Raw genomic sequence first — 26,716 nt, 5'->3', positions numbered from 1 at the left:
TGACGAGTCCTGTCTGCAATTCATATTTGGCCTTACCGTAACGCCAAGCGTTTCAATACGCAAGGAATTACTTAAATATATGAAATTACGTATTTATTATCGGTTATCGTTTCATGTATTGCTTCTGTTTTGGATATGGCTTCGCAAATTTTGACCTAATTGGCTTGACCATTCTGAAAAACCGGCCTAACCATTTGGCCTGTTCATGACCCCGGTGGAGCGGGGATACGGGTGGGAGGTTTCCAGATGTCGCACGGCGCATCGACAATTCGGGGCGATTTTTCGCCTGAACAGATGGCGCATGGACAACGTGCGGTGCTCCTGCGCCTCGATAACATCAGCAAGGAATTTCCCGGCGTAAAAGCACTGTCGAACGTGCATTTCGATCTGCGCGCCGGCGAGGTACATGCCGTCTGCGGTGAGAATGGCGCGGGAAAATCGACGCTGATGAAGATCGTCAGCGGCGTCTATCAGCCGAGCGACGGCACCATCCTTCATAGAGGTGTGAAGGTGCAATATGCATCGCCGCTGGAATCCGAAGCCGCCGGCATCGCCATCATCCACCAGGAACTCAACCTCGTTCCGCATCTTTCCGTTGCCGAAAACATCTATCTTGCGCGCGAACCGCGTCGCGGTTTCCTCGTCGACCGCAAGAAGCTGCGTCTCGATGCCAAGCGCTGTCTCGACCGGCTGGGTGTCGATATCGACCCCGACCAGATCGTCCGCGGTCTTTCGGTCGCCCAATGTCAGATGGTGGAAATCGCCAAGGCGCTTTCTCTTGACGCTGAAGTGCTCATCATGGATGAGCCGACCTCCTCGCTGACCGAGCAGGAGACGCGGCTCCTGTTCAAGGTCATCCGCGATCTCAAGGCATCCGGTGTCGGGATCGTTTATATTTCCCACCGTCTCGATGAAATGGCCGAAATCGTCGACCGTGTGACGGTTCTGCGTGACGGACGTTATATTTCGACCGACGATTTCGCTTCGATCACCGTTGACGACATCGTCACGCGCATGGTCGGGCGTTCGCTGGAAGACAAATTCCCCGAGCGTACATCGCGCCCCACGGAAGATGTTATTTTTTCCGTCGAGGGCCTGACGCGCAGCGGCGTGTTCCACGACGTCGGTTTTTCGCTGCGACGTGGTGAAATCCTCGGTTTTGCCGGGCTGATGGGTGCTGGCCGCACCGAAGTCGCCCGGGCCATCTTCGGCGCAGATCCGCTTGATGCGGGCAGGATCGTTTTCAACGGGCGGGAGCTTTCGATCAGCTCGCCGCAGGACGCCATCGAAGAAGGCATCGCCTATCTCTCGGAAGACCGCAAAAGCGATGGCCTCGCCATCAAGATGTCGGTGGCGGCCAATACGACGCTTGCCAATCTCGGCGAGGTTTCCAACCGTTTCGGCCTGATCGATTTCAAGAAACATGACGATGTGGCAAAGCGCTACGTCGATCTCCTGAATATCCGTACTCCCTCGATCGGGCAGACGGTGCGGCTGCTTTCCGGCGGCAATCAGCAGAAAATCATCATCGGCAAATGGTTGTTCCGGCAATCTCGCGTGCTGTTCTTCGACGAGCCGACACGCGGCATCGATGTCGGCGCGAAATTCGCGATCTACAAGATCATGGACGAGCTCGCCGCGCAGGGCATCGGCGTCATTCTCATCAGTTCGGAACTGCCGGAAATTCTGGGCCTGACGGATCGTATCGCCGTTTTCCACCAGGGCCGGATTACGGGCGTGCTCGAAACCGCCAAGACCAATCAGGAAGAAATCATGCGGTATGCGTCCGGTTACGGCCGGACCGCGCAGTGAGGAACGACATGGCCAATATTGCAGAAACCAAGAAGAGCTTCGCAGTCAGCGACCGCCAGAAGGATATTATCCAGAAGTTTGCCGCACTTGGCAGCCTCTTTGCGCTTGTCGCGGTCTTTTCCGCCACCAGCAGCGCCTTCTTCACCGTCAATAACGGCATGACGATTGCGTTGCAGGTCACGTCCATCGCGCTGCTCGGCATCGGGGCCACCTGTGTCATCATCACCGGCGGCATCGATCTTTCCGTCGGTTCGGTGCTTGCGCTCGCCGGTGTCGTCGCCGCCCTTGCGGTGAAGGAACTCGGCATGCCGGTGCCGGTCGGCATGTTGCTCGGCATTCTGACGGGGTCGCTCTGCGGTCTCATCAACGGTCTTCTGGTCACCCGTTTCAAGCTGCCGCCCTTCATCGCCACCCTCGGCATGATGTTGATCGCCCGCGGCGTGGCGCTGCAGATTACCGGTGCGCGCGCCGTCTCCGGCCTTGGCGAATCTTTCGGCGAACTCGGCAATGGCGCCCTCTTCCGCATCGTTACTATCGGTGACGACGGCTTTCCGAATGTGGTGTTTCCCGGCATCCCCTACCCCGTCATCCTGATGGTGGTGATTGCGCTTGCGGTTTCCTTCATGCTCAACCGCTCGATCCTCGGCCGTCACATTTACGCTGTCGGTTCCAACGCCGAAGCCGCGCGCCTTTCCGGCGTCAATGTCGCCCGCGTCACCAATTTCACCTACATCCTGTCCGGCACGCTCGCCGGGCTGACGGGCTGCGTACTGATGTCTCGCCTCGTCACCGCTCAGCCGAATGAAGGCGTGATGTATGAGCTGGATGCCATCGCCAGCGCCGTTATCGGCGGCACATCGCTGATCGGCGGCGTCGGCACGATTTCCGGCACAGCCATCGGCGCCTTCGTCATCGGCATCCTGCGCAACGGTCTCAATATGAATGGCGTGTCCGCCTTCACGCAACAGATCATCATCGGCCTCGTCATTCTGGTCACCGTCTGGATCGACCAGTTGCGCAATCGCCGCTGATCAAGGGCCTGCGGACCCTTTCCGCAAAAAAGATCGGCAAGGGGAGGCCCGGTATGCCGACATCACGGAGGAAGAAATGAAGAAAATTGCGACTGCCCTTCTGACATCCGCAATCGCGCTGTGGAGCGTTTCCACCGTGCAGGCCGGCGAAATCGCTGTCATCGTCAAGACCGTCAACTCCACCTTCTGGCAGAACGTCCAGAAGGGCGCTGATGCGGCGATGAAGAACTCTTCCGGCAATACCATGACCTTCCAGGGTCCGGCTGCCGAGTCCGCCATTGCCGACCAGGTCAACATGGTCGAAAACGCCATCAACCGTAAGGTCGCGGGCATTGTTCTTGCACCTTCCGACCCGGACGCGCTGGTGCCTGCCGTCAAGAAGGCCTGGGAAGCCCGTATTCCGGTGGTTCTGATCGACTCGCAGCTCGCAAAGGGCTCGGAGCAATATTACCAGTCGTTCCTGGCGACCGATAACAAGAAAGCCGGCGAACTGGCAGCGCAGGCGCTGATCGACAAGGTGGGCAAAGAAGGAAAGATCGCCGTCATGTCCTATGTCGCCGGTGCCGGTTCGGAAATCGGCCGTGTCGGCGGTTTCACCGATTACATCCAGATGAATTCCAACCTGAAGATCGTCGGCCCGTTCTATTCGCAGTCGCAGATGGCGACCGCGCTGAACCAGACGACCGACGTTCTGGCCGCCAATTCCGATCTCAAGGGCATTTTCGGCGCCAATGAGCCGACAGCAATCGGCGTCGGCCGCGCGCTCGCCCAGAGCGGCAAAGCCGGTAAGGTCGTCGCCATCGGCTTCGACGGCAACCAGGACCTTCAGGGCTTCGTCAAGGATGGCACGCTGGCCGGTATCGTGGTTCAGGGTTCCTATCAGATGGGTGAAAAGGGCGTAGAGACCATTTCCAAGCTCATCGGCAAGGAAAAGGTCGAGAAGTTCGTCGACACCGGTGTCGTTGTTGTCACCAAGGACAATATCGAAAAGCCCGAAGCCAAGAACGTTCTTTATTGATTGCGTGATGACGCGCCGCTGTGCGGCGGCGCGTCTTTCCAAAGACAAGCTGGAAAGTCCCTGCGATGAAAGTCTCCGATACACGTAAATTGCCGCGCCGCGCCGTCGACGTCACCGTCATGGGCCTCGGTTGCGCCCAGATGGGCAATCTCTACCGCGTCACGCCCTATGAAGAGTCCAAGGGTGCGTTCGACAAGGCATGGGAAAGCGGCATGCGTTATTTCGATACCGCGCCGTTTTACGGCTATACGCGGTCGGAGCGCCGCCTCGGCACTATGGTGACGGAGCATGACCGGAACGAATATACGCTGAGCACCAAGGTCGGCCGTGTGATGGTGCCGGACGAGACCGTCGGTCCAGAGGAGGATGCCTATATAGCGCCCCTGCCGTTCCGCCCGGTCTATGATTATTCCTATGACGGTATCCTGCGCTCCTTCGAGGCAAGCCAGCAACGGCTAGGCGTTCTGAAGCCGGATATTCTTTATGTGCATGATATCGGCTCCTTCACCCATGGCGAAAAGCACCAGCATTATTGGGAGCAGCTGACCACGGGCGGTGGCTTCCGGGCGCTTGGCAAGCTGCGCGAGGAAGGATCGACGGGGGCCGTCGGTCTCGGCGTCAATGAGTGGGAAATCGTCAGCGACGCCATGGATGTCTTCGATATCGACGTTGCCATGCTTGCCGGTCGTTATACGCTGCTGGAGCAGCAGAGCCTTGCTTTCATGAACCGTTGCGCTGAAAGCGGTGTCGCCATCGTTGTCGCCGGTGCATTCAATTCCGGCATTCTGGCCGGCAACCGCAAATTCAATTATGCCGACGCGCCTGCCGATATTCTCACGCGTGTCGATGCGCTGCAGGGTGTTTGCGAGGAACTCGGCGTCTCGCTGCAGGCGGCCGCGCTGCAGTTTCCGCTCGCCCATCCGGCATCGGTCACGGTCGTCTCGGGTGCGCGCAATGCGCAGCAGCTCGCCTCCAATATCGAGTGGTTCGAACAGTCGATCCCGGATGAATTCTGGTCCGAACTGCACAGGCGCGGTCTGATTGCCGAAGGTGCGCCCGTGCCGGGCGGGAAGGCCTGAGGCGATGCTCATCGACGCCCACCAGCATTTCTGGCTGATGAAGGATCGCGCCGGGCAGTGGCCGCCGCCGTCGCTTGCCGCCATCTATCGGGATTTTCTCCCCGCCGACCTGTCGCCTTTGTTGGCCGCTGCCGGCGTTTCCGGCACCGTGCTGGTTCAGACGATGGAGACGGCGGCCGACACGGATTTCATGCTGGCGCTGGCGGAAAAGACCGATTTCATCAAGGGTGTGGTCGGCTGGGTGGATATGAAATCCGCCGATGCAGCGAGTGAAATCGCCCGTCGGGCAAAACATGCGGCGTTTAAGGGTGTCCGCGCGATGTTGCAGGGCATGGAGGATGTCGCCTGGATCGATGATCCGGCACTCGATCCCGCCGTGGCGGCGCTGGTAAAACATGGTCTGGCGTTCGACGCGCTGGTCCTGCCGCCCAATCTGCCGCATCTGCTCGCCTTTGCCCGCCGCCATCCGCAATTGCCTGTCGTCATAGACCATGGCGCGAAGCCGCTGATTGCTACCGGTCACTACAGCGACTGGCGCAAGGATATGGCCGCTCTGGCGGCTCTCCCGAATGTCCATTGCAAACTCTCCGGTCTGCTGACCGAGCGCGGTGAGCAGCGGCCGGAAGCGATACGGCCTTATGCCGAGACCATTCTGGAACTCTTTGGCGGCAACCGCGTGATTTTTGGCAGTGACTGGCCGGTGTTGCGGCTGGCGGGCGACTATCAGGCATGGCTGGATTTCTGCCGAGATATCGTGCCGGCAGAGGACCATGCGGCAGTTTTCGGCGGTAACGCCGTTCGTTTTTATTCCCTTTCCCACAGGTGATGCATGCTGGCGATTTTCTGCGAAACCCCAGGTCAACTCGTCTCCAAGCAACTGCCAAAGCCAGTGCGTGGCGAAGGTGAAGTGCTGGTGCGTATTCGCCGCATCGGGGTTTGCGGCACGGACTTGCACATCTTCACTGGCAACCAGCCTTATCTTTCCTATCCGCGTATCATGGGCCATGAGCTTTCCGGCACGGTGGAAGAGGCGCCGCAAGGCAGCCATCTGTCCGCAGGCGATGTGGTCACCGTCATTCCCTATATCTCGTGCGGCAAATGCAGCGCCTGCCTGAAGGGCAAAAGCAATTGCTGCCGCAATATCGGTGTGCTGGGCGTTCATCGCGATGGTGGCATGGTCGAATATCTGAGCGTGCCGCAGCAATTCGTGCTGAAGGCGGAGGGGTTGAGCCTCGATCAGGCGGCGATGACCGAATTTCTGGCTATCGGTGCGCATGCGGTGCGCCGGGGCGCAGTCGAGAAGGGGCAGAAGGTTCTGATCGTCGGCGCCGGCCCGATTGGCATGGCGGTTGCGGTTTTCGCCGTTCTGGATGGCGGCGAAGTAACCATGATCGACGGGCGCACCGACCGGCTGGATTTCTGCAGGGAGCATCTCGGCGTTGCGCATACGGTGACACTTGGCGAAGGTGACAAAGATCGCCTTTCCGAAATCACCGACGGCGATTTCTTCGATGCGGTCTTCGATGCGACCGGCAATCCGAAAGCCATGGAGCGCGGCTTTTCCTTTGTCGGCTATGGCGGTTCCTATGTGCTGGTCTCCATCGTCGCCAGTGATATCAGCTTCAACGATCCGGAGTTCCACAAGCGGGAAACGACGCTGCTCGGCAGCCGCAATGCCACGCCTCAGGATTTCGAGCGCGTCCTGAAGGCGCTGCGGGAAGGCAAGGTACCGGAAGCACTGATCACCCATCGCATGACGCTTGCCGATGTGCCCTCCAGATTCGCCGGCCTGACCGATCCGAAGGCCGGAGTGATCAAGGGCATGGTGGAGGTCGCATGACGCCCGATACGCCCATCCTGCAATTCGGCACCAGCCGCTTTCTTCTGGCGCATGCGGATCTCTTTGTTTCGCGGGCGCTGGATAAGGGCGAGGCTCTCGGGCGCATCGCGATTGTCCAGACGACCGGCAATGCGGAGAGCCTGAAGCGTGTTGCGGCGCTAAACAGCGGCGCACCCTACCCCGTGCGTATTCGCGGTATCCGTGATGGGCAGGAAGTGGACGAGGAAATTCAGGGCGGGGCTGTCGCGCGGGCATTGACGGCTGCGACCGACTGGGCCGAAGTGCGCCGCCTTGCCTGCGAGGCCGAGGTTATTCTGTCCAATACGGGCGATCGCGGTTATGAGCTGGATTCGGCGGATAATGCCGGGCTTGCTGACGATTTCACGATCGTACCGAAAAGCTTTCCGGCAAAACTCTGCATGCTGCTGCTGGAGCGCTTTCAGCGCAATCCGGAAGCGCCTGTGTCCATCTTCCCCTGTGAGCTCGTGCCGCGCAATGGCGAAAAGCTGAAACAGGTCATTCGCCGGCTTGCCGATGAGTGGCAATTGCCGGCTGGTTTTGCCTTTTATCTGAATGAGAAGTGCCGTTTCGCCAATAGTCTGGTGGATCGCATTGTCTCCGAGCCTATCGACCCGGTGGGTGCGGTGGCGGAACCCTATGCGCTATGGGCTATAGAGAAGCAGGACGGGCTTGTCCTTCCCTGTACGCACCCTGCCGTGGTGCTGACGGACGATCTCGATCACTATGAAAAGCTGAAGCTTTTCCTGCTCAATCTCGGCCATTCCTATCTGGCGGAACGCTGGTTGCAGGATGTGCGTGCGAAGGACGAGACGGTGCGTCAGGCAATGGCCGACGATGCTCTCGTTGCAGATTTGGAGACGCTCTGGCTGGACGAGGTTCTGCCGGTCTTTGCCGCTGAAGGCATGGGGGATGATGCAAAGGCCTATATTGGCGTGCTGCGGGAGCGTTTGCGCAACCCCTTTCTGGCGCATCGGCTCTCCGATATCGCCGGCAACCACGATGAAAAGAAGCGCCGCCGCTTTCTCCCGGTCATTGCGGCGGCAGAACGGCTGGGATTGGACCTGCCGCAGACAAAGCTGCGCGCTGCGCTCGCCACCATCAAGCAATAACGGAGTTTTTCATGCAGCGCATGGGCATGGTCATAGGCGTCAAACCGGAGATGATCGCGGAGTATAAAAGGCTGCATGCGGCTGTGTGGCCTGAAATTCTGGCGCTTATCAGCGACTGCAATATCCGCAACTACACGATCTTCCTGCGCGAGCCGGAAAATCTGCTCTTCGGCTATTGGGAATATCACGGCAGCGATATCAGCGCCGACATGGCGAAGATGGCCGCAAGCCCCAAGAACCAGGAATGGTGGTCATTCACCATTCCCTGCCAGCAACCGCTCGAAAGCCGGAAGGAAGGCGAGTGGTGGGCAATGATGGAAGAAACCTTCCACCACGATTGAACGATTTCCTTTGACACTGACCGCGAGTGAACGGCCATGACCAAAATTACAGATCTGCGTGTTTTCGACCTGCGTTTCCCCACATCCCAGAGCCTTGACGGCTCGGATGCGATGAACCCCGATCCGGATTATTCGGCGGCTTACGTCATTCTCGACACTGACGAGCCGGGGCTCAAAGGCCACGGGCTGACCTTTACCATCGGTCGTGGCAACGACATTTGCTGCATGGCAATCGAGGCGATGCGCCATCTGGTGGTCGGCACCGATCTTGCGACCGTGACCGAAAACCCCGGCAAATATTGGCGGCATCTGACAAGCGACAGCCAGCTGCGCTGGATCGGTCCGGATAAGGGCGCCATGCATCTCGCCACCGGCGCGGTCGTCAATGCTGTCTGGGATCTTCTGGCCAAGAAGGCGGGCAAGCCCGTCTGGCAGCTCGTTGCCGATATGAGCCCGGAAGAAATCGCCGATATCGTTGACTATCGTTATCTGACAGACGTGCTCACCCGCGACGACGCGCTGGCGATCCTGAAAAAAGCCGAAAGCGGCAAGAAGGAGCGGATTGAGACGCTGAAGAACGAAGGCTACGCCTGCTATACGACATCCGCCGGCTGGCTTGGTTATGACGATGCCAAGCTGCGGCGCCTTTGCCAGGAAGCGATCGATGCCGGCTTCAACCATGTGAAGATGAAGGTTGGCCGCGATCTGGAAGACGATATTCGCCGTCTCACCATCGCCCGCGAGGTGATCGGTCCCGACCGTTATCTGATGATCGATGCCAACCAGGTGTGGGAAGTGGATCAGGCGATCGACTGGGTCAAGAAGCTCGCCTTCGCCAAGCCGTTCTTCATCGAAGAGCCGACCAGCCCGGACGATATTGCCGGTCATCGCAAGATCCGTGCGGCCATCGGGTCCGTTAAGGTGGCGACCGGTGAAATGTGCCAGAACCGCATCATGTTCAAGCAGTTCATCGCCGAGGGCGCCATCGATGTGGTGCAGATCGACAGCTGCCGCATGGGTGGTTTGAACGAGGTGCTGGCGGTGCTGCTGATCGCCGCCAAATACAATTTGCCGGTCTGGCCGCATGCCGGTGGCGTCGGCCTTTGTGAATATGTGCAGCATCTGTCGATGATCGACTATCTGGTCGTATCAGGCACGAAGGAAGGCCGCGTGATCGAATATGTCGACCACCTGCACGAGCATTTCATCGAGCCCTGCGATATCAGAAATGCCGCTTACATGCCGCCGAAACTGCCGGGCTTCTCCATCGAAATGAAGCCGGAGTCGATTGAGACCTACACCTTCGAGGAATAGTCAAAGGATGACAGCGCCTCCTTGAGCCGCTGCCACTCCGTTTCGCTACCGGGAAGGCCGAAACGCATGTCGTTCGGCCTTTCATCAAAAATGCGGACCAGAATGCCGTGCCGGCCAAGATGGCTGAACAGGTCTGCGGTGCGGGGATCCCGCACCAGAGTAAACAGCGAGGTGCCGCCGGCAATTGCCAGTCCCGCTTTCTCCAGCATGGCGTTCATGCGCCGGGCGTCTTCGGCAAGGTGCAGACGCATGGATGATTGCCATTCCTCATCCGCCAGAGCCTGCGTCGCGATATGCAGCGCCGGGCCGGAAACAGCCCAGGGGCCGAGCCTTGCCTCCAGTTCAGCAGTAATATCGGGCTGCGCAATCGCGAAACCCAGCCGAACGCCCGCCATGCCGTAAAATTTGCCGAAGGAGCGCAGGACCACCAGCGCATCCTGACCGGCGGAATCTGCGAGGCTTTGGGCACCTCCTGTTTCGATGAAGGCTTCGTCCACGACGAGCAGCCCACCCTTGCGGCGCATGGCGTCGGCCAGCGACAACAATGCCGTGCGATCCGTGATGCGGCCATCGGGATTATTGGGATTGACCACCACGGCATAGTCATGAGCCGACATCGCGTTGATGTTTTCCACCTCGGTCACAGCCAGTCCGGCCATGCGTGCGGTCCGGGCATGTTCCGCATAGGCGGGTGAAAGCACGGCGCCGCTCTTGGCCCTGCGGGCGAGAGCGATCTGAGCCAGCAATGGCATCAGCATCTGGGTGCCGGGAGAAAGCGCCACATGCCGGACGGAAGGCGCATCGAAATGCGCTGCGGCCAGATGTTTCAATTCTTCGGCGGCGTCCGGTTCCGGCAGGCGCGCGAATGCGCTGGCGGGGACCGGCGAATGCGGGTAGGAGTGCGGATTGATCCCGGTCGAAAGGTCGATCCACGGTTCCGGCGCTTCAGGAAACATCAGACGCGCCCCGCCGAGATTGCCGCCGTGACGGATCGCAGCTTTCGCCTTTTCTGGTACTGTCTCGCCCATGTTTTTTGCTCTCGCTTTCCTGTCGCTCGTGATCGAACGCCTGACCGGCTATCCGGACTGGCTGTTCAAACGCATCGGCCATCCCGTCACCTGGATCGGTTCGCTTATCGCGCTGCTGGACAAAAAATGGAACCGGGAGAGCGCGTCATTTTCACAGCGCAAGGGGGCAGGCGTAGCGGCTCTCGTTGTTTTCGTCGGGCTGACGCTGTTTGTCGCATGGTTTGCGCAATCCGCTCTCCTCTTCCTGCCCTTCGGCCTTTTGCTGGTTGCCGTGCTTGGCGCTTCGCTGCCGGCGCAGAAAAGTCTCGAGCAACATGTGGAGGCTGTCGCCACTGCGCTGGAGCGCGAGGGTGTGGAAGGCGGCCGCAAGGCGGTATCGATGATCGTCGGGCGCGATCCGCAAAAGCTGGACGAGGCGGCGATCTGCCGGGCGGCTATCGAAAGTCTGGCCGAGAATTTTTCCGACGGCATCGTCGCGCCCGCCTTCTGGCTCGGTCTCCTGGGCCTGCCGGGCGGCGCGGCTTACAAGGCGATCAATACGGCAGACAGCATGATCGGCCATCGCTCACCCCGCCATGAGGCCTTCGGCTGGGCCTCCGCCCGGCTGGACGATCTGGTCAATCTGCCGGCCTCACGGCTGAGCGGCGGTCTTTTCGTGGTCGCGGCGTTTTTTGTTAAGGGCGCATCACCTAGCGGGGCCATGGCAGCGATACGTCGCGATGCCCATCATCACCGTTCTCCCAATGCCGGCTGGCCGGAGGCGGCGCTGGCCGGCGCTCTCGGCTTTGCGCTCGCGGGGCCGCGCTCCTATGGCGGGCAGATGATCGAGGCGCGTTTCATGGGCGAAGGCGGCAGGGCGGCGCTGGTTGCCGGCGATATTCGCAGGGCGCTGCGGCTTGCGCGGGTTGCCGACCTGTTGTTGATTGGCCTGTTGGGACTTCTGGCGATCCTTATCGCGCTATAGCAAGCAGACGGTCGAGATCAAGGTGCTGTTCCATATGCGCCGCGAGGCGATCAAGAACGGCGTCCACTTGCGCATCGTAGTTCAGTTCCGTGTTCTGTCCGCCAAGCCGCTCAAGCCACGCGCCGCGCTGGCGGTCGTCCGAAAACAGGCCGTGAATATAAGTGCCGAAGATGCGGCCGTCAGGCGACACAGCGCCGTCTTCATGCCCATCAATTTTCGAAAAAGGCAGGCTGTCGGTTCCGCTCGTGGTTTCACCGACATGCATTTCATAGCCGGATAAATAAATTCCGTCGAAACTCTTCCCTGTAACGGAAACCAGCCTTTTGTCGCCCGTCAGAACAGTGTCGACATCCAGCAGGCCGAGCCCGTCGACTGTTGCCGGCGGTCCTTCGATGCCTTCGGGATCGGCAACGGTTTTCCCAAGCATCTGGTAGCCGCCGCAGAGGCCCAGAACATGGCCGCCGCGTCTCACATGCGCCTTGATATCGATGTCGAGCCCTGTATTTTTCAGCACGGCAAGATCGGCGATGGTGGATTTCGAGCCGCAAAGCAGTACCAGCCGGCAATCGGCGGGAATGGTTTCGCCCGGCCGCACGCGAATCAGTTCGACATCCGGTTCCATATCCAGCGGATCGAGATCGTCGAAATTGGAAATATGCGGCAGGATCGGTACGGCAATGCGGATCTTCGCGCCAGGTTTCCGCTCAGCCGCGCCCGAAAGCCCGAGAGCATCTTCAGCCGGCAGCTTCGCGGCATCGGAAAAATGCGGCAGGAGCCCGATAGAGGCCCAGCCGGTTTTTTCCGCAATTATTCGCATGCCGTCCGAAAACAGTGCCGGGTCACCGCGAAACCGATTGACGATAAAACCTTCGATCATCGCCGCGTCTTCAGCTTCGAGCACGGCTTTGGTGCCGACGAGGCTGGCGATGACGCCGCCCCGGTCGATATCGCCGATCAGGATCACAGGCGCGTCCGCAGCTCTCGCAAAACCCATATTGGCGATGTCATTGGCACGCAGGTTGATTTCGGATGCGCTGCCCGCGCCTTCCACCAGCACCAGATCGGCCTGTTGTTTCAGGCGGTCGAAGCTTTCCAGCACACGCGGCATCAGCCCGGCTTTCATGTGCTGATAATCGGCCGCTTTGGCATTGCCGGCGATCTTGCCCTGCACCACCACCTGGGCGCCGGTCTCGCTCTGCGGCTTCAGGAGTACCGGGTTCATGTGCACGGAAAGCGGCACGCCCGCTGCCCGAGCCTGCAGCGCCTGTGCGCGGCCAATCTCACCGCCATCGACGGTGACCGCCGCATTGTTCGACATGTTCTGCGGTTTGAACGGCATGACGGACAGGCCGCGCCTGACGAAGGCGCGGGCAAGGCCGGCCACCATCAGCGATTTGCCGACATCCGAGCCGGTTCCCTGAAACATCAGCACGCGTGCAGCCATATCAGAATTCTATCCCCGCCTGCGCCTTCACGCCCGCCTTGAAGTGATGTTTCACGAGGGTCATTTCCGTCACCATATCCGCCGCGTCGATGAGCGGTTGCTTGGCATTGCGGCCGGTAACGATGACATGCAGATCGGGCCTGCGGCTGGAAAGCGTTTCGACCACCTCCTCCAGCGGCAGGTAATCGTAACGGAGCGCGATGTTCAGCTCATCGAGGATCAGCAGGCCGATGGTCTCATCCGCCATCAGGATCTTGGCTTCTTCCCAGGCCTTTGCCGCCGCCGCGACGTCGCGTTTCAAATCCTGCGTGTCCCAGGTGAACCCCTCGCCCATGGTGCGCCACACGACCCTGTCGCCGAACAAAGTCAGCGCCTGCTGTTCTCCCGTCGACCATGCGCCCTTGATGAATTGAACGACGCCGACTCGCCGCCCGGTGCCGAGCATGCGCAGGGCAAGGCCGAAAGCGGCGGTGGATTTGCCCTTGCCGGGACCGGTATTGATCATCAGCAGACCTTTTTCGATGGTCTTTTCCGCAACTTCGGCATCCTGCACCGTCTTGCGGTTGACCATTTTCTGCCGGTGACGTTCGGCTTCGCTGTCGCTGATGTCGCGTGTCATCGCGTTTTCCTTTTCATCCAGCGGCGCGGGACCCGGTGCCCTCGCCATTCGGAGCGGCGACTATACCCAATTTGCCGCACCCGGCAATGTGCGGGCCACAGGGCCACGGCATTGACCCCCACGCCCGTTCAGCCTAAGGGTAACGGACTGACGGTCTTTTCCCGGCAACGGGAAAAGCTAAGAGGGAACACGGTTCCAGCCCGATTACCGGGTCATTCCGTGGCTGCCCCCGCAACTGTAAGCGGTAAGCCCGCACCGTAAAGCCACTGGACACCTCAACGGGTTCGGGAAGGCGGTGTCAGGGTGTAAAGCCGCGAGCCAGGAGACCTGCCGTTTCAGGAAAACGTCTGCCGGGCGGGGTGCTCCGGTCAGTCGGTTAGATCGAACATCCGGTTTGCGCCTGCCCGCATGCCGTATTCGACATCCGCACCCCCGAGATTTTTTTGCAAGGCGCGGGAAACGATACGGTTTGGATATTTCAGCGACATCTTCATGTGCAGGCGGAAACACGCAGGACGAAAGGGCGTCCGGCGTGACCGTTTTCGTTTGCAGAAGCTGTCGCGATGAAGCCGATCCCAATGCCGAACCGCGCCCCGGCTCACGCCTCGCCGATGCCGTCATCGCAAAGGCGGAGGAAACGGGTGTCACCGTTCGTTCCGTCAACTGCCTCGCCAATTGCAAGCGCGGGCTTAGCGCCGTGCTGCGCAGCGCCAATGGCTGGTCCTATGTCTTCGGCGGGCTGACGACCGGTGATGCGGAAGATTTGCTGACCGGTGCGCGGCTGCTGGCTGCCGCCCCCGACGGCCTGATGCCCTGGCGCGGCCGCCCCGAACCTTTAAAGCGCGGCATGGTGGCGCGCATTCCCCCATTCGATTTTACCGAGGAGAGATCATGAGCACCCTTCTGGACCGCGTTCCCTGCACCATCGTCACCGGCTTTCTGGGGGCTGGCAAAACCACGCTGCTGCGCGGCCTTCTCGAAAAGCTGGACGGCAAGCGGCTGGCGATCATCGTCAACGAATTCGGCGATATCGGCATCGATGGCGAGATTCTCAAAGGTTGCGGTATTGAAAGCTGCCCGGAAGAAAACATCGTCGAACTGGCCAATGGCTGCATCTGCTGCACGGTGGCGGATGATTTCCAGCCCGCCATCGAACAGATTCTGAGCCGCCAGCCGAAGGTGGAGCATATCCTCATCGAAACCTCGGGCCTCGCCCTGCCGAAGCCGCTGGTGCAGGCCTTCCAGTGGCCGGCGATCAAGAGCCGCGTGACGGTGGATGCCGTCGTGGCCGTGGTGGATGGCGCCGCCCTTGCCGAAGGGCAGGTGGCGCACGACATGGAAGCACTCGCGGCCCAACGGGCCAATGACGAGGCGCTCGATCACGATGACCCGGTCGAAGAGGTTTTCGAGGATCAGGTTGCCTGCGCCGATCTTATCGTGCTGACCAAGGCCGATCTTCTTGACGATGCCGGCCTGGACAAGGCCAAGGCGCATGTTCTCGAGCATCTGCCGAAGGCGGCAAAGATCGTCGTGGCCTCCAACGGCGCCATCGACCCCGCCGTGCTGATCGGTCTTGGCCTTGCGGTGGAAGAGGATATCGAAAACCGCCGTACCCACCATGACGGTGAACTCGACCACGAGCATGACGATTTCGACAGCTTCGTTATCGATCTGCCGGCCGTGACCGATCCGGAAGCGCTGGCAGCCCGTATCGCCGAGACGGCGGCTGCGGAAAATGTCCTGCGCATCAAGGGCTTCATCGAGGTTTCCGCAAAGCCGATGCGCCTGCAGGTGCAGGCTGTGGGCAGCCGCGTCAACCATTATTACGACCGGCCCTGGGCTGCGGGTGAGGAACGCCGCAGCCGCCTCGTCGTCATCGGCGAAAAGGGCATCAACCGCGAAAAGATCGAACAGATGCTGGCCGCCTGACGATGCACATTCTCGCCACCACATCCTCGTCTCTGGACGACCTGATCGAGCCGGTTGATCTCAACCAGCCCCGGTCTGATGTGGCGATGCTGTCTTTTTCGGCAAGCGATCTGGCCGGCTTGGAACAGGCCTGGCGGCGAACAGAGGGTGCGCTCCCCTCCCTGTCAGCCGCCAACCTCTCCGAGCTTCGACATCCCATGTCGGTCGATCTCTGGATCGAAAAGACGGCGGAACATGCCAGGGTTATTCTTATCCGGATTCTCGGCGGTGCGGAACGCTGGCGTTACGGCGTCGATCAGCTTTCCATTCTTGCGCGCAGGCGCTGCATCAAGCTTCTGCTTTTGCCGGGTGAGTGCAGCGAAAGGGACGAGAAACTGGAAGCGGCCTCGACCGTCGATCGGCGGATTTTGGCCTCGGTCCTCTCCTTCTTTCGCGAGGGCGGGCAGGAGAATATGGACCGGCTTGCCCTTGGTCTCGCCGCTCTTGCAAGGGGCGAGGCATGGCCGGATATCGAAGCCGAACCGCTGCCGAAAGCCGGTTTTTACCGGCCCGGCAGGGGCGTTGTGGATAGGGCGGAAGCCGGTGCGGGTTTTCCCGCCGGTGCGTCCGTTCTGCCCATCCTCTTTTACCGTTCCATGCTTCTGGCGGCAGATGCCGCACCGGTGGACGCGCTTTTCGAGGCGCTCTCGCAGCGCGGTTTTGCACCCTTGCCGATTTTTGTCAGTGGTCTGAAGGATGGCGAGGCGATCCGTTTCCTCGAAACGGTGCTGCCCGATCTGAAGCCCGCCGCCATCATTGCCGCCACCGCCTTCGCCAGCCAGACGGATGACGACGGCACAACCCTGTTCGACCGTCTCGGCGTGCCGGTGTTTCAGGTGGTGATGGCGACGACGCGGCGGGACGGATGGGCGGAAAATGCGCGCGGTCTCAATCCCTCCGATCTCGCCATGCATGTCGTCCTGCCGGAACTGGATGGCCGGATTCTCGCCGGTGCAATCTCGTTCAAACAGGCGCGCGTGGATGGCAGCGCGAGTTTGCTCAATGTACCCGAGGCTGATCGGGTCGAGCAGGTGGCAAATCGCATTGCCTCTTTCCTGCGGCTGAGGAATGCCCTTCCACGGGATCGCCGCATCGTCATTCTGATGCCGGATTATCCCGGTGCGGCGCCCGGGCGAACCGGTTATGCCGTCGGTCTCGATGTGCCGCAAAGCGTTCTCGAAATGCTGCATGATCTCGCCGGGGCCGGTTATACGGTCAAGGATATTCCTGAGACCGCGCGGGCGCTGCTCGACTGTGTCGAACAGCAGGAAGCGGCAATTGATCTTTCCACCTACGAGGCTTTTTTCTCCGCCTTGCCGTCGGCATCTGCCGGGGCCGTAAACGCGACATGGGGCGTGGCAACCGATGACGATGCACTCGTCGATGGCGCATTCCGGTTCCGCGCCGCCCGTTTTGGCGAAGTGTTCGTGGCGCTAGCGCCGGACAGGGGCCGCAATGAGGATCGCCGGGTGGACTACCACGACCCTGCCCTGCCGCCGCGTCACGCGCTTGTTGCCTTCGGTGCATGGATGCAGCGGATTGCGGGTGCGCATGCCATCGTGCATGTTGGTGCGCACGGCACGCTGGAATGGCTGCCGGGCAAGACGGTGGCGCTTTCCCGCAATTGTTTTCCCGAAATCGTCACCGGCTCGCTGCCTGTAGTCTATCCTTTCATCGTTTCCAATCCGGGCGAGGCGGCCGTCGCCAAGCGACGGATCGCGGCTGTGACCATCGGCCATGTCCCGCCCGTGCTGGTTAATGCGGGGCTTTCGCCGGAACAGTCGGCGCTGGAGCAGCTGGTCGATGAATATGCGCAGGCGGATGGGCTGGATCGCCGCCGGCGTGACCGGCTGGCGAAACTGATCGTCGAAAAGGCGCTGGAGACCGGGCTTGCGGCGGAAGCGGGCGTGGTTGCGAAGGATGATGCCGATGCGGCTCTCTCACGCATCGACGCCTTTCTCTGCGACCTCAAGGATTTCGCCATCAAGGATGGCCAGCATGTTTTTGGTCGCTGCGCAAAAGACGAGACCGATCTTCTGAGGTTCGAAAGCGCCAAATCGGAAAAAGCTGCCCTGCTGGCTGCGCTCGATGGCCGACATATCGTCCCCGGCCCTTCCGGCGCACCTGCGCGCGGGCGGCTCGATGTACTGCCGACGGGCCGCAATCTCTATGCCGCCGATCCGCGCACCATGCCGACGCCGACGGCGTTCGAGCTGGGCCGCATGGCGGGCGAAGAAGTGCTGCGCCATCATCTGCAGTCCCATGGCGACTGGCCGAAACATCTGGTTTTCGATCTGTGGGGCAGCGCCAGCCTGCGCAATGGCGGTGAGGATGTAGCGCAGGCGCTGCATCTGATGGGGGCGAGACCGATCCACGACCCTGCCACCGGCCGGGTCACCGGCATTGAGGTTCTGCCGCCGGCGAGCCTGGGGCGGCCGCGTGTCGACGTCACCTTTCGCATTTCCGGTCTGTTCCGCGACATGTTCCCGGCACTGATCGCGCTTCTCGACGCCGCCGCCAAGGCTGTCGCGCGGCGGGAGGAAGCGCCGGGCGACAATCCGCTTGCGGAAGAGGCCGCCACGCTCGGGCATATTCCGGCGCGTATTTTCGGCTCGGCGCCCGGCACCTATGGTGCCGGTATCGAAGAAAAGCTTGCCAGCGGTAAATGGAACGAACGCGAGGAGCTGGGGCAGGCCTATCTCGATGCGGCGAGCCACGCTTTCGGCGGTGCGGACGGGCTGGGGATTTTCGAAGATACCGGTTTTGTGGAGCTGGTCAGGCGCGCCGATCTTCTGGTTCATACCGGGGACGATCCGGGCCGCGACCTTCTGGACGGTTCTTCGGATGTCGCCTTCATCGGCGGTTTTTCCGCCGCGAAAGCTGTGCTTGGCGGCGTCGCCGATATTGTTGCGCTGGATACGACAGATCCGGCGCGCCCGCGTGCAAGGTCGATGACGCAGGCGCTGACGCGGGTGGTGCGCGCGCGTGCCGTCAATCCCCGCTTCATTGCCGGCCAGATGCGGCACGGTCCGCGCGGGGCGGCGGAATTCCTCGAGACGGTGGATCGGTTGATCGGCTTTGCCGAAACCACCCATGCGGTGTCCTCCTCGTTGATCGAGGCGCTTTACGATGCCTATTTCGGCGATGAGGATGTGCGCGATTTCATCCTGCGGGAAAACCCGAAGGCGGCGCAGGTGATGGCCGAACGGTTCTTATCTGCCCGCCGTCGCGGGCTGTGGCACAGCCGCCGCAACGCGGTGGATGCGGAACTTGAAATGCTGATCCTGCCGCGCTCCCAAAGGGTGGAGGCGTGATGATGGCCGTTGCCGATCCCGTTCAGCCATTCGGCCGCCGTGGCCTCTGCCCGGCCCTGTCCGCTCCCATGCGCACCGGAGACGGTTTTTTGTCGCGGATCGCTTTCGAGGCGGATATCGACCCGCGCGACATGGTGGTGCTTTGTCAGCTTGCCGAGCGGTATGGCAACGGATTGATCGACATTACCGCCCGCGGCAGCCTGCAATTTCGCGGCCTGACGCCGGAAAGCGCCTGCGCTCTGGAAAAAGACGTGCTGGCGCTGGATTTGCCGTTGCGTGCGGGGCTCGCGGTCGAGACGTCGCCTCTTGCCGGGCGGGATAACGCGGAGATTGCTGATGGTGACCCTCTCGCCGAGGAGATTCGAAAAGAGACCGACAGGCTCGCTCTCCATGAAAAGCTTGCCGCTAAAATGTCTGTCGTCATTGATGGCGGCGGGCGCCTCTCCATGGAAGATTTGCTGGCCGATATTCGCTTGAAAGCTGTGTCGCTTGATGGGCGGAGTGTCTGGCGATTGCTCGTGGGTGGGCCGGAAAGCAGGGCGCTGAATGCCGGCTTGGTCGAGACGGACATAGCGGCGGGTGTCGTCCTGTCGCTGCTCGTCCATCTGGCCGGCGAAGGGCCGCTTGCCCGTGGCCGCGATCTGGACCATTCGACGATAAACGCGATCTGCGGTGATCGCCTGCTGGATCGTGTGATTGTTGATGACACCAGGACGGCTTCTGCGTCTCTGGGACTGATGATGACGGGAAAGGATCGCTTCGTCATTGCTGTCGCGCCTGCTTTCGGGCAAATCCGGGCCTACGACTTGTCGCATCTCTGCGAACGGGCCGGTACCCTCGGCATCACGGCCCTGCGGCCGGCACCAAACCATAGCCTGCTATTCTTTGGATCGCCCTCTGCCTGCGGCGCATTGCTTGAGATTGCAAGGGCGTCCGGTTTCATCACGACGGCAGGTGACGCGCGCTCTTCTATTGCCGCCTGTCCCGGCGCGCCGGGCTGCGCTTCGGCTTTTCTTCCCACCCATGAGTTGGCCGCCTTTGCGTCTGAGGAATGCGCCTCGTTGCTGGATGGCTCCTTCACGCTGCATATTTCCGGCTGCGGCAAAGGTTGTGCGCACCCCGCGCCGTCGCTTCTCACTTTTTCCGGCACCGCCGATGGCCTGGCCTTTTCGATTTCGGGTCGCGCCGGTGACCTGCCGGATGGCATTTTACCTTTCCAGCATCAGAGGACGGCGCTTTCGCGGCTTGCCCGTCTTTACGAAAAAGAACATAAGCCCGGTGAAAACGCCGCCACTCTGTTTGCCCGGCTGGGTAAACAGACGATCGGTGCGGCGCTTCGACAGGATGACCGATGACCGACTATGACTATATTCGCGACGGCAATGCGATCTATGAGCGCTCCTTCGCCATCATTCGTGAGGAAGCGGATTTGTCCGCCTTCACCGAAGAGCAGGCGGATATCGCCATTCGCATGATCCACGCCTGCGGGCAGGTGGAGGCGGCCAGCCATTTCCGCTTTTCGCCGGATTTTGTTGCCGCGGCACGTGGTGCTCTACGAGCCGGCAAGCCTGTTCTCTGCGATGCGGAAATGGTTGCCCATGGCGTGACGCGTGCCCGCCTTCCGGCTGACAATGATGTGGTCTGCACCCTTCGCGATCCCCGCACGCCGGAGCTGGCGAAAAAGATCGGCAACACCCGCTCCGCCGCCGCGCTTGACCTGTGGGCAGAGAAGCTGGACGGCGCTCTCGTTGCCATTGGCAATGCGCCAACTGCACTGTTCTACTTGCTTGAGATGCTGGAAAAAGGCGCCCCGCGCCCGGCCGCCATCATCGGCATGCCCGTCGGTTTTGTCGGTGCGGCGGAATCGAAAGACGCGCTGGAGGCAAGTTCGCTTGGCATTCCCTATGCCATCGTCAAGGGACGCATGGGTGGTTCGGCGATGACGGCTGCCGCCATCAATGCGGTTGCGAGGGCAGGTCTGTGAGCGCGGCTCTTTTTGAACATCCGAAGGGTAGGCTCGTTGGTGTCGGCACCGGCCCCGGCGATCCCGAGCTTTTGACGCTAAAGGCTGTCCGCGCCATTGAAAATGCCGATGTGCTTGCCTTCTTCTGCAAGAAAGGCAGTAGCGGCAACGGTCGCGGTATTGTCGAAGCCTTTATCCGGCCCGGCACGCTGGAAATGCCGCTGGTCTATCCGGTAACCGTCGAAAGCGACAAAAACGGTAACGATTACCGTGATGCCATCGCCGCCTTTTTCGATCAATCGGCGAAGGACATCGCTGTGCATCTCGAAGCCGGGCGCAATGTCGCCGTGCTGTCGGAAGGCGATCCGTTGTTTTACGGTTCTTACATGCACCTTCATCTGCGGCTTGCGCCATCTTACCCGGCGGAAGTCGTTGCTGGCATCACGGCCATGTCCGGCTGCTGGTCCATGGCCGGTCTGCCGCTGGTGCAGGGCGATGATATTTTGAGCGTTCTTCCCGGCACGCTCGGCGAAGATGTTCTGACGGAACGTCTGTCCGGCACTGACGGCGCGGTGATCATGAAGGTGGGGCGCAACCTTCCGAAAATTCGCAGGGCGCTGGAAAAGGCCGGGAAGCTTGAAGACGCGCTTTATGTCGAGCGCGGCACCATGGCCAACAGCCATGCGGTGCGGCTCATCGAGCGTGACGCATCCCCTGCACCCTATTTTTCGCTGGTTCTGGTGCCGGGCTGGAAAACCAGACCCGCTGGAGGCGAAACGCCATGACCGGCAGGCTGGTCGTTGTCGGCCTCGGCCCTGGCAGTGCGGCGCAGGTGACGCCGGAGGCGTTTGCCGCCGTCGAGGCTTCGGAGGATTTCTTCGGCTATATTCCTTATCTCGACCGGCTGGCGCTGAGACCCGATCAACGCCGCCATGCTTCGGACAATCGTGAGGAAATCTCCCGCGCCGAACAGGCGCTGCGGCTTGCAGCCGAGGGCGGCAAGGTCTGTGTGGTTTCCGGCGGTGATCCCGGCGTTTTCGCCATGGCGGCGGCGGTTTGCGAGGCGATCGAAAGTGGCCCCGCCGAATGGCGCGATATCGATTTCTCCGTCGTGCCGGGTGTGACTGCCATGCTGGCCGTAGCCGCAAAGGCCGGCGCGCCGCTTGGCCATGACTTCTGCGCCATTTCGCTATCGGATAATCTGAAACCGTGGGGCATTATCGAAAAGCGGTTGATCGCGGCGGCCGAGGCCGGATTCGTAATGGCTTTCTACAATCCCGTCAGCAGGGCGCGGCCGCACCAGCTCGGTACCGCTTTTGATCTATTGCGGGCGCATTTGCCCGGTTCGGTGCAGGTGATTTTCGGACGGGCTGCCGGGCGGGCGGATGAGCGTATTCGGGTCGTGCCTCTTTCGGAAGCCTCGAGCGACATGGCGGATATGGCCACCTGCATCATCGTCGGTTCGGTTGAAACCCGTCTGATCGAGCGTTCCGGCAAAGACCCGCTGGTTTATTCGCCTCGTTTTTCGAGAAGAGAGAGCTGATGGCGAATGGCGGTGAGCGCAGCGGCAATATCCGGCACCGTCACGTCATTCAGGGGCGCGTCGTTCCGCTGTCGCGGCCGGTCGATCATGATGACTGGCAGGCTGAGCTGTCGCGCCGCTTCGATCTTGCCATAGCTCGCGCTGCCACCGGAGTTTTTCGAGACCACCGTGTCGATGCGGTTTTCTTCCAGCATGCGGATTTCGTCGTCCAACGCAAAGGGGCCGCGCGCGGTAATGTAGCGCGCATGCGGCAGTTTCAGTGGCGGCTCCACCGGGTCGACGCTGCGGATGAGATAGTTGTGCTGGGGTGCGGCTTCGAAAGGAAGAAGCTCCTGCCGTCCCAAAGCCAGAAACACGCGCCTGCCTTCGCTGCCGAGCGCGGTGACAGCCTGTTCGACAGTGTCGACACCATGCCACCTGTCACCCGGCTGGCGCTGCCAGGCAGGACGCGAAAGGACGACCAGCGGAACTTTGGCAAGCCTTGCGGCCTCAATGGCATTGGCGGAAATCTTTGCCGCATAGGGATGGGTGGCGTCCACCAGAATATCGAAATTCTCTGCGCGAATGAAATCCGCGAGACCGACAGCGCCGCCAAAGCCGCCGCTGCGCATCGGCACCGGCTGTTCGACCGGCGAGAGCGTGCGGCCAGCCATGGAGAGCAGAACTCGGTAGCCGGGTTCCTCCGCCAGCCTGCCGGCCAGAATGCGGGCATCCGCCGTGCCGCCAAGGATGAGTATGGAGCGTGTCATGACGTCTGAATATTCCGGAACGGGCGATGCTTCCACAGAAAAGAAAGAGAAGCCGTGGCTTTCCATTGTGGGCATTGGTGAGGATGGGCTCGGGGGGCTGGGCCGGAACGCGATCAAGGCGATAGAGGCAGCCGAGGTGGTTTTCGGCGGCAGACGCCATCTGGAACTGGCGGCTACGGCCATTCGTGGTGAAGCACGGCGCTGGCCGGTGCCGTTCGATACGGATATGGGCGATGTCGTGGCGCTGCGCGGCAAAAGGGTTTGCGTGCTGGCTTCCGGCGATCCGTTTTTTTATGGCGTCGGTGTTACGCTTCTGCGGCGTATCGATGCGGGTGAGACAGTTTGTTATCCCTCGCCCTCCGCTTTCTCGCTGGCCGCCGCACGGCTCGGTTGGGCGCTGCAAGCGGTCGACTGCGTTTCGCTGCACGGACGTTCCATCGATCTCCTGCGGCCGTATCTTCATGCCGGTGCGCGGATCATCGCGCTTACCTCGGACGCCTACGCCCCGGCATTGATCGCGGAATTGTTGTCCGATTTGGGTTTCGGCCGGTCGGAGTTCGTTTTGCTTGAAGCCCTGGGCGGAGAGCGGGAGAGGCGGCGGCAGGTCAGGGCAGCTGATTTCTCGTTTGAAGACATCGAGCCGCTGAATGTGGTGGGGATTGACGTCGTCGCGGCCGAGGGGGCCCGTGTTCTGCCTTTCACATGTGGGCTTGATGACGGCCTGTTCGAACATGACGGGCAGATCACCAAACGTGAAATCCGCGCCGTGACACTTTCCTCTCTTGCCCCACGGCGGGGCGAGTTGCTGTGGGATATCGGTGCCGGTTCGGGTTCGATCGGCATAGAATGGATGCTGTCGCATCCCTCGGTCCGAGCCATCGCCATAGAACAACACCCGGAAAGGGCGGAGCGTATAGCTCGTAATGCCGAAGCTTTCGGTGTGCCGGGGCTTGAGGTCATGATCGGCGCGGCCCCTGCGGCTTTTGAAGGCTTGCCTCAGCCGGATGCGATTTTCATCGGCGGCGGTGGCAGTGAAGCGGGCGTGCTCGAGGGGGCTATGGAGGCCCTGAAACCCGGCGGGCGGCTGGTCGCCAATGCGGTGACGCTGGAAATGGAGGCGGTGCTGCTTGCCGCCCATGCGCGGCTCGGCGGCTCGATGATCCGACTGGATGTGTCGCGAGTGACGGCCGTTGGCTCCATGTCGGGCTGGCGTCCGGCAATGCCGGTGACGCAGTGGAGCTGGACCAAGCCATGGTGACAGTGGCTGGCATAGGCTGCCGCAGAGGCACGGGTTCAGATGCTGTCATTGCCGCCGTGCGCACCGCAGAGCATGCTTTGGGCATGATGGCGGAATGCTTAGCGACTGCGCCGCTCAAAGCCGATGAAGCCGGTCTCGTGGAGGCGGCGAAAAGCCTGTCGCTGTCGCTTGAAATCGTATCGCAGGAACGGCTCGAGGCGGTTGCTTCGAAAACAATGACATTTTCACAGGCAAGCCTTGATCATGTCGGCTCGCCAAGTGTGAGCGAAGCGGCGGCGCTTGCCGCCGCCGGAGCGAATGCAAGGCTGGTCGCGCCGCGTCTTGTGGTTGGCGATGTGACTGTGGCCATCGCAACGACTGACGATGCCCCACATGATAGCGGCTGCGCCATCGAATATGGAGAACAACAATGACGGTTCATTTCATCGGCGCCGGTCCGGGCGCCGCCGATCTCATCACGGTGCGCGGGCGCGATCTTATCGCCGCCTGCCCGGTATGTCTTTATGCCGGCTCGCTGGTTCCGAAGGCGCTCATCGAATATTGCCCGCCGGGCGCCCGCATCGTCGATACGGCAGCACTTTCGCTTGACGAGATCGAGGCGGAATTCGTGGCCGCAGCAGAGGCCGGCAAGGATGTGGCGCGGCTGCATTCCGGCGACCTTTCCGTCTGGAGCGCCATGGGCGAGCAGATCCGCCGTCTGGAGCGACTGGGTCTCGATTATACCGTCACGCCCGGCGTGCCCTCCTTTGCCGCCGCGGCCGCCACTTTGCAGCGGGAACTGACGGTGCCGGAAGTGGCGCAGAGCCTTGTGCTGACCCGCATTTCCGGGCGCGCATCCAAGATGCCTGAAGGTGAGACGCTGAAGGCTTTCGGTGCGACAGGCGCAACGCTCGCCGTCCATCTCGCTATTCATGCCATCGGCAAAGTGGTGGAAGAGCTGACGCCGCTTTACGGCTCCGACTGCCCGGTCGCCATCGTCGTTCGCGCGTCCTGGCCGGATGAGCGGGTTATCAGCGGCACGCTGTTCGACATTGAGGACAAGCTCGCCGCCGAACCGGTGGAGCGGACGGCCCTGATATTCGTCGGGCGTGGACTTGCCTCGACGGATTTTCGCGAAAGCGCGCTTTATAGCACCGACTATGTCCGGCGGTTCCGGTCTCCGAAGTAAGATGCACAGGGCTGATGCGACGGCGTGGAGGCGGTGCGGCCCTTGAGCGCGCCCTGACGATCGAACACCAGAATATCGAGCGCAATGGCCGGCGTCTTCAGCGCCGCCGCTGCGGTTACCCAGGCTTTTTCCGCCACGATCGCGCCGAGGTCTATCCCCGCGTGTTCGGCCAGCTCAAAGGCGTGTGCGACCATGTTGGCCTGACGGATGGAAATGGCGAGATTTTCATCTCCTCCGGCTTCCGTCGCCAATGCCGCCAGCGCATCGAGATCGGCGAGACCCTTCTTGGAGTGCACGTCGAGCATGCCCTGGGCGAGCTTGGTCATCTTGGCGACGCCGCCGGCAATCGTCACCCGCTCGACGGGGTGGCTGCGCAGATATTTCAGCATGCCGCCGATGAAATCGCCCATGTCGATCAGGGCGGTCTCCGGCAAATCATAAAGGACCTGCCCGGCTTTTTCGGAGGTGTTGCCGGTGGCGCCAAGCACATGGGTGCAGCCGGTCGCACGCGCCACATCGATACCGCGCCAGATGGAGTGAATCCACGCCGAGCAGGAAAAGGGAATGACGACGCCCGTTGTGCCGAGGATGGAAATGCCGCCGACGATGCCGAGCCTGCCGTTCAGGGTTTTTTCCGCCAGTTTCTCGCCATCGCGGACGGAAATCTCGACCTCGAAATCGGCGCTTTCTCCGGCCACCTCGCGAATGGCGGTTTCGATCATCTTGCGTGGTACGGGATTGATGGCGGGTTCTCCCGGCGGCAGGGGCAGGCCCGGCCGGGTGATGGTGCCGACGCCCTTTCCGGCCTTGAAGATGATGCCGCTTCCCGGTTGACCTCGTCTGACCGTGCTTTCGATCAGCGCACCGTGGGTAACGTCCGGATCGTCTCCGGCATCCTTGACGACGCCGGCGCGGGCGAAGTTTTCGCCCTTTTCCTCGGTGGCGAGGGAAAATGCCGGCCTCGCGCCGCTTGGAAGTTCGACCTCGACAGGGTAAGGAAACTCGCCAGTCAGAAGGGCGGCGCAGGCCGCCTTCGTGGCGGCTGCCGCGCAGGTGCCCGTGGTCCAGCCGCGGCGAAGGGTCTTTCCATCCGTATCCATATGAATTTCTATAGCCGGGACGGCTTTTTCCGT

Annotated in this window: 25 protein-coding genes and 1 riboswitch; of the genes, 20 read left to right on the top strand and 5 right to left on the bottom strand. The window is 61.3% G+C overall.

Annotated features, from left to right (window positions below):
* Window positions 1–246 precede the first annotated feature (246 nt).
* From FGF54_RS13290 to FGF54_RS13250, 9 genes are all read left to right on the top strand, one after another.
* Window positions 247–1,812, top strand: a complete 1,566-nt coding sequence (locus tag FGF54_RS13290) for a sugar ABC transporter ATP-binding protein (protein ID WP_168208096.1) — start codon at window positions 247–249, stop codon at window positions 1,810–1,812.
* 8 nt (window positions 1,813–1,820) lie between these two features.
* Window positions 1,821–2,843: an ABC transporter permease gene (locus FGF54_RS13285; RefSeq protein WP_003520221.1), complete on the top strand. Its 1,023-nt coding sequence runs from the start codon at window positions 1,821–1,823 to the stop codon at window positions 2,841–2,843.
* A gap of 76 nt (window positions 2,844–2,919) precedes the next feature.
* Window positions 2,920–3,861, top strand: coding sequence for an ABC transporter substrate-binding protein (locus tag FGF54_RS13280; protein WP_003520222.1), 942 nt, complete (start codon window positions 2,920–2,922; stop codon window positions 3,859–3,861).
* Window positions 3,862–3,926: 65 nt separating this feature from the next.
* On the top strand, window positions 3,927–4,940 hold the full coding sequence (locus FGF54_RS13275; protein WP_125146792.1) for an aldo/keto reductase: 1,014 nt from the start codon (window positions 3,927–3,929) through the stop codon (window positions 4,938–4,940).
* 4 nt (window positions 4,941–4,944) lie between these two features.
* Window positions 4,945–5,766: an amidohydrolase gene (locus tag FGF54_RS13270; RefSeq protein WP_142779913.1), complete on the top strand. Its 822-nt coding sequence runs from the start codon at window positions 4,945–4,947 to the stop codon at window positions 5,764–5,766.
* 3 nt (window positions 5,767–5,769) lie between these two features.
* On the top strand, window positions 5,770–6,780 hold the full coding sequence (locus FGF54_RS13265) for a zinc-binding alcohol dehydrogenase family protein (RefSeq protein ID WP_142779912.1): 1,011 nt from the start codon (window positions 5,770–5,772) through the stop codon (window positions 6,778–6,780).
* Entirely contained in the window at window positions 6,777–7,910 is a 1,134-nt protein-coding gene (locus FGF54_RS13260; protein WP_142779911.1) for a mannitol dehydrogenase family protein, read from the top strand. The genes FGF54_RS13265 and FGF54_RS13260 overlap by 4 nt, the downstream gene beginning before the upstream one ends.
* Before the next feature lie 11 nt (window positions 7,911–7,921).
* On the top strand, window positions 7,922–8,251 hold the full coding sequence (locus FGF54_RS13255; RefSeq protein ID WP_080856896.1) for an L-rhamnose mutarotase: 330 nt from the start codon (window positions 7,922–7,924) through the stop codon (window positions 8,249–8,251).
* A 36-nt stretch (window positions 8,252–8,287) separates the two neighbouring features.
* Window positions 8,288–9,565, top strand: a complete 1,278-nt coding sequence (locus FGF54_RS13250; protein ID WP_142779910.1) for an L-fuconate dehydratase — start codon at window positions 8,288–8,290, stop codon at window positions 9,563–9,565.
* Here the strand turns inward: FGF54_RS13250 and cobD are convergent.
* Window positions 9,547–10,593 carry a threonine-phosphate decarboxylase CobD gene (gene cobD / locus FGF54_RS13245; protein ID WP_142779909.1) on the bottom strand — a complete coding sequence of 349 codons (1,047 nt, stop codon included), beginning with the start codon at window positions 10,591–10,593 and terminating at the stop codon, window positions 9,547–9,549. The two genes, FGF54_RS13250 and cobD, sit on opposite strands and share 19 nt — an antisense overlap.
* On the opposite strand from cobD, the gene cbiB reads away from it, so the two are divergent.
* Window positions 10,592–11,557: an adenosylcobinamide-phosphate synthase CbiB gene (gene cbiB / locus FGF54_RS13240; RefSeq protein WP_142779908.1), complete on the top strand. Its 966-nt coding sequence runs from the start codon at window positions 10,592–10,594 to the stop codon at window positions 11,555–11,557. The two genes, cobD and cbiB, sit on opposite strands and share 2 nt — an antisense overlap.
* Here the strand turns inward: cbiB and FGF54_RS13235 are convergent.
* Together FGF54_RS13235 and cobO are read right to left on the bottom strand one after the other, a co-directional pair.
* Entirely contained in the window at window positions 11,544–13,001 is a 1,458-nt protein-coding gene (locus tag FGF54_RS13235) for a cobyric acid synthase (protein ID WP_142779907.1), read from the bottom strand. The two genes, cbiB and FGF54_RS13235, sit on opposite strands and share 14 nt — an antisense overlap.
* Window position 13,002: 1 nt before the next feature.
* Window positions 13,003–13,620 carry a cob(I)yrinic acid a,c-diamide adenosyltransferase gene (cobO, locus tag FGF54_RS13230; RefSeq protein ID WP_127756463.1) on the bottom strand — a complete coding sequence of 206 codons (618 nt, stop codon included), beginning with the start codon at window positions 13,618–13,620 and terminating at the stop codon, window positions 13,003–13,005.
* Between the two features lie 134 nt (window positions 13,621–13,754).
* Window positions 13,755–13,970, top strand: a riboswitch (cobalamin riboswitch).
* Window positions 13,971–14,089: 119 nt separating this feature from the next.
* Here cobO and FGF54_RS13225 point away from each other — a divergent pair.
* From FGF54_RS13225 to FGF54_RS13195, 7 genes are read left to right on the top strand one after another with little or no spacing between them, the layout of a single operon-like run.
* Window positions 14,090–14,515 (top strand): DUF1636 family protein, encoded by a 426-nt coding sequence (locus tag FGF54_RS13225; protein ID WP_142779906.1) that lies wholly within the window; start codon window positions 14,090–14,092, stop codon window positions 14,513–14,515.
* A complete protein-coding gene (gene cobW, locus FGF54_RS13220; protein WP_059759744.1) occupies window positions 14,512–15,549 on the top strand; it encodes a cobalamin biosynthesis protein CobW in 1,038 nt (345 codons plus the stop codon). The genes FGF54_RS13225 and cobW overlap by 4 nt, the downstream gene beginning before the upstream one ends.
* Window positions 15,550–15,551: 2 nt before the next feature.
* Window positions 15,552–18,902, top strand: coding sequence for a cobaltochelatase subunit CobN (gene cobN, locus FGF54_RS13215; RefSeq protein ID WP_142779905.1), 3,351 nt, complete (start codon window positions 15,552–15,554; stop codon window positions 18,900–18,902).
* On the top strand, window positions 18,902–20,257 hold the full coding sequence (gene cobG / locus FGF54_RS13210) for a precorrin-3B synthase (RefSeq protein ID WP_142779904.1): 1,356 nt from the start codon (window positions 18,902–18,904) through the stop codon (window positions 20,255–20,257). Before cobN ends, cobG begins: the two co-directional genes overlap by 1 nt.
* Window positions 20,254–20,886 (top strand): precorrin-8X methylmutase, encoded by a 633-nt coding sequence (locus tag FGF54_RS13205; protein ID WP_142779903.1) that lies wholly within the window; start codon window positions 20,254–20,256, stop codon window positions 20,884–20,886. The genes cobG and FGF54_RS13205 overlap by 4 nt, the downstream gene beginning before the upstream one ends.
* Window positions 20,883–21,650 (top strand): precorrin-2 C(20)-methyltransferase, encoded by a 768-nt coding sequence (locus FGF54_RS13200; protein ID WP_142779902.1) that lies wholly within the window; start codon window positions 20,883–20,885, stop codon window positions 21,648–21,650. The genes FGF54_RS13205 and FGF54_RS13200 overlap by 4 nt, the downstream gene beginning before the upstream one ends.
* Window positions 21,647–22,408 (top strand): precorrin-3B C(17)-methyltransferase, encoded by a 762-nt coding sequence (locus tag FGF54_RS13195; RefSeq protein WP_142779901.1) that lies wholly within the window; start codon window positions 21,647–21,649, stop codon window positions 22,406–22,408. Before FGF54_RS13200 ends, FGF54_RS13195 begins: the two co-directional genes overlap by 4 nt.
* On the opposite strand, the gene FGF54_RS13190 is transcribed toward FGF54_RS13195, so the two are convergent.
* Window positions 22,375–23,157: a cobalt-precorrin-6A reductase gene (locus FGF54_RS13190; protein WP_142779900.1), complete on the bottom strand. Its 783-nt coding sequence runs from the start codon at window positions 23,155–23,157 to the stop codon at window positions 22,375–22,377. The two genes, FGF54_RS13195 and FGF54_RS13190, sit on opposite strands and share 34 nt — an antisense overlap.
* Here FGF54_RS13190 and cbiE point away from each other — a divergent pair.
* Genes cbiE through cobM form a run of 3 tightly spaced genes read left to right on the top strand, consistent with a single transcriptional unit; the run spans window position 23,156 to window position 25,583 of the window.
* Window positions 23,156–24,415 carry a precorrin-6y C5,15-methyltransferase (decarboxylating) subunit CbiE gene (cbiE, locus tag FGF54_RS13185; protein ID WP_142779899.1) on the top strand — a complete coding sequence of 420 codons (1,260 nt, stop codon included), beginning with the start codon at window positions 23,156–23,158 and terminating at the stop codon, window positions 24,413–24,415. The two genes, FGF54_RS13190 and cbiE, sit on opposite strands and share 2 nt — an antisense overlap.
* Window positions 24,409–24,828, top strand: coding sequence for a cobalamin biosynthesis protein (locus tag FGF54_RS13180; RefSeq protein ID WP_168208095.1), 420 nt, complete (start codon window positions 24,409–24,411; stop codon window positions 24,826–24,828). The genes cbiE and FGF54_RS13180 overlap by 7 nt, the downstream gene beginning before the upstream one ends.
* Complete coding sequence (cobM, locus tag FGF54_RS13175) at window positions 24,825–25,583, top strand: precorrin-4 C(11)-methyltransferase (protein ID WP_142779897.1); 759 nt, start codon at window positions 24,825–24,827, stop codon at window positions 25,581–25,583. Before FGF54_RS13180 ends, cobM begins: the two co-directional genes overlap by 4 nt.
* Here the strand turns inward: cobM and FGF54_RS13170 are convergent.
* Window positions 25,553–26,683, bottom strand: a complete 1,131-nt coding sequence (locus FGF54_RS13170; protein ID WP_168208094.1) for a cobalt-precorrin-5B (C(1))-methyltransferase — start codon at window positions 26,681–26,683, stop codon at window positions 25,553–25,555. The two genes, cobM and FGF54_RS13170, sit on opposite strands and share 31 nt — an antisense overlap.
* Window positions 26,684–26,716: the final 33 nt, after the last annotated feature.

It is taken from the genome of Agrobacterium sp. T29 (assembly GCF_006970545.1).
Lineage (GTDB): Bacteria > Pseudomonadota > Alphaproteobacteria > Rhizobiales > Rhizobiaceae > Agrobacterium > Agrobacterium leguminum.
This window is presented reverse-complemented; position numbering and strand designations above follow the sequence as displayed.

Bases quoted from the DNA above. Each gene is read 5' to 3' on its own strand.
- FGF54_RS13290 (WP_168208096.1), top strand. From the start codon at position 247: ATGTCGCACGGCGCATCGACAATTCGGGGCGATTTTTCGCCTGAACAG.
- FGF54_RS13285 (WP_003520221.1), top strand. From the start codon at position 1,821: ATGGCCAATATTGCAGAAACCAAGAAGAGCTTCGCAGTCAGCGACCGC.
- FGF54_RS13280 (WP_003520222.1), top strand. From the start codon at position 2,920: ATGAAGAAAATTGCGACTGCCCTTCTGACATCCGCAATCGCGCTGTGG.
- FGF54_RS13275 (WP_125146792.1), top strand. From the start codon at position 3,927: ATGAAAGTCTCCGATACACGTAAATTGCCGCGCCGCGCCGTCGACGTC.
- FGF54_RS13270 (WP_142779913.1), top strand. From the start codon at position 4,945: ATGCTCATCGACGCCCACCAGCATTTCTGGCTGATGAAGGATCGCGCC.
- FGF54_RS13265 (WP_142779912.1), top strand. From the start codon at position 5,770: ATGCTGGCGATTTTCTGCGAAACCCCAGGTCAACTCGTCTCCAAGCAA.
- FGF54_RS13260 (WP_142779911.1), top strand. From the start codon at position 6,777: ATGACGCCCGATACGCCCATCCTGCAATTCGGCACCAGCCGCTTTCTT.
- FGF54_RS13255 (WP_080856896.1), top strand. From the start codon at position 7,922: ATGCAGCGCATGGGCATGGTCATAGGCGTCAAACCGGAGATGATCGCG.
- FGF54_RS13250 (WP_142779910.1), top strand. From the start codon at position 8,288: ATGACCAAAATTACAGATCTGCGTGTTTTCGACCTGCGTTTCCCCACA.
- cbiB (WP_142779908.1), top strand. From the start codon at position 10,592: ATGTTTTTTGCTCTCGCTTTCCTGTCGCTCGTGATCGAACGCCTGACC.
- cobD (WP_142779909.1), bottom strand. From the start codon at position 10,593: ATGGGCGAGACAGTACCAGAAAAGGCGAAAGCTGCGATCCGTCACGGC.
- FGF54_RS13235 (WP_142779907.1), bottom strand. From the start codon at position 13,001: ATGGCTGCACGCGTGCTGATGTTTCAGGGAACCGGCTCGGATGTCGGC.
- cobO (WP_127756463.1), bottom strand. From the start codon at position 13,620: ATGACACGCGACATCAGCGACAGCGAAGCCGAACGTCACCGGCAGAAA.
- cobW (WP_059759744.1), top strand. From the start codon at position 14,512: ATGAGCACCCTTCTGGACCGCGTTCCCTGCACCATCGTCACCGGCTTT.
- cobN (WP_142779905.1), top strand. From the start codon at position 15,552: ATGCACATTCTCGCCACCACATCCTCGTCTCTGGACGACCTGATCGAG.
- cobG (WP_142779904.1), top strand. From the start codon at position 18,902: ATGATGGCCGTTGCCGATCCCGTTCAGCCATTCGGCCGCCGTGGCCTC.
- FGF54_RS13205 (WP_142779903.1), top strand. From the start codon at position 20,254: ATGACCGACTATGACTATATTCGCGACGGCAATGCGATCTATGAGCGC.
- FGF54_RS13195 (WP_142779901.1), top strand. From the start codon at position 21,647: ATGACCGGCAGGCTGGTCGTTGTCGGCCTCGGCCCTGGCAGTGCGGCG.
- cbiE (WP_142779899.1), top strand. From the start codon at position 23,156: ATGACGTCTGAATATTCCGGAACGGGCGATGCTTCCACAGAAAAGAAA.
- FGF54_RS13190 (WP_142779900.1), bottom strand. From the start codon at position 23,157: ATGACACGCTCCATACTCATCCTTGGCGGCACGGCGGATGCCCGCATT.
- FGF54_RS13180 (WP_168208095.1), top strand. From the start codon at position 24,409: ATGGTGACAGTGGCTGGCATAGGCTGCCGCAGAGGCACGGGTTCAGAT.
- cobM (WP_142779897.1), top strand. From the start codon at position 24,825: ATGACGGTTCATTTCATCGGCGCCGGTCCGGGCGCCGCCGATCTCATC.
- FGF54_RS13170 (WP_168208094.1), bottom strand. From the start codon at position 26,683: ATGGATACGGATGGAAAGACCCTTCGCCGCGGCTGGACCACGGGCACC.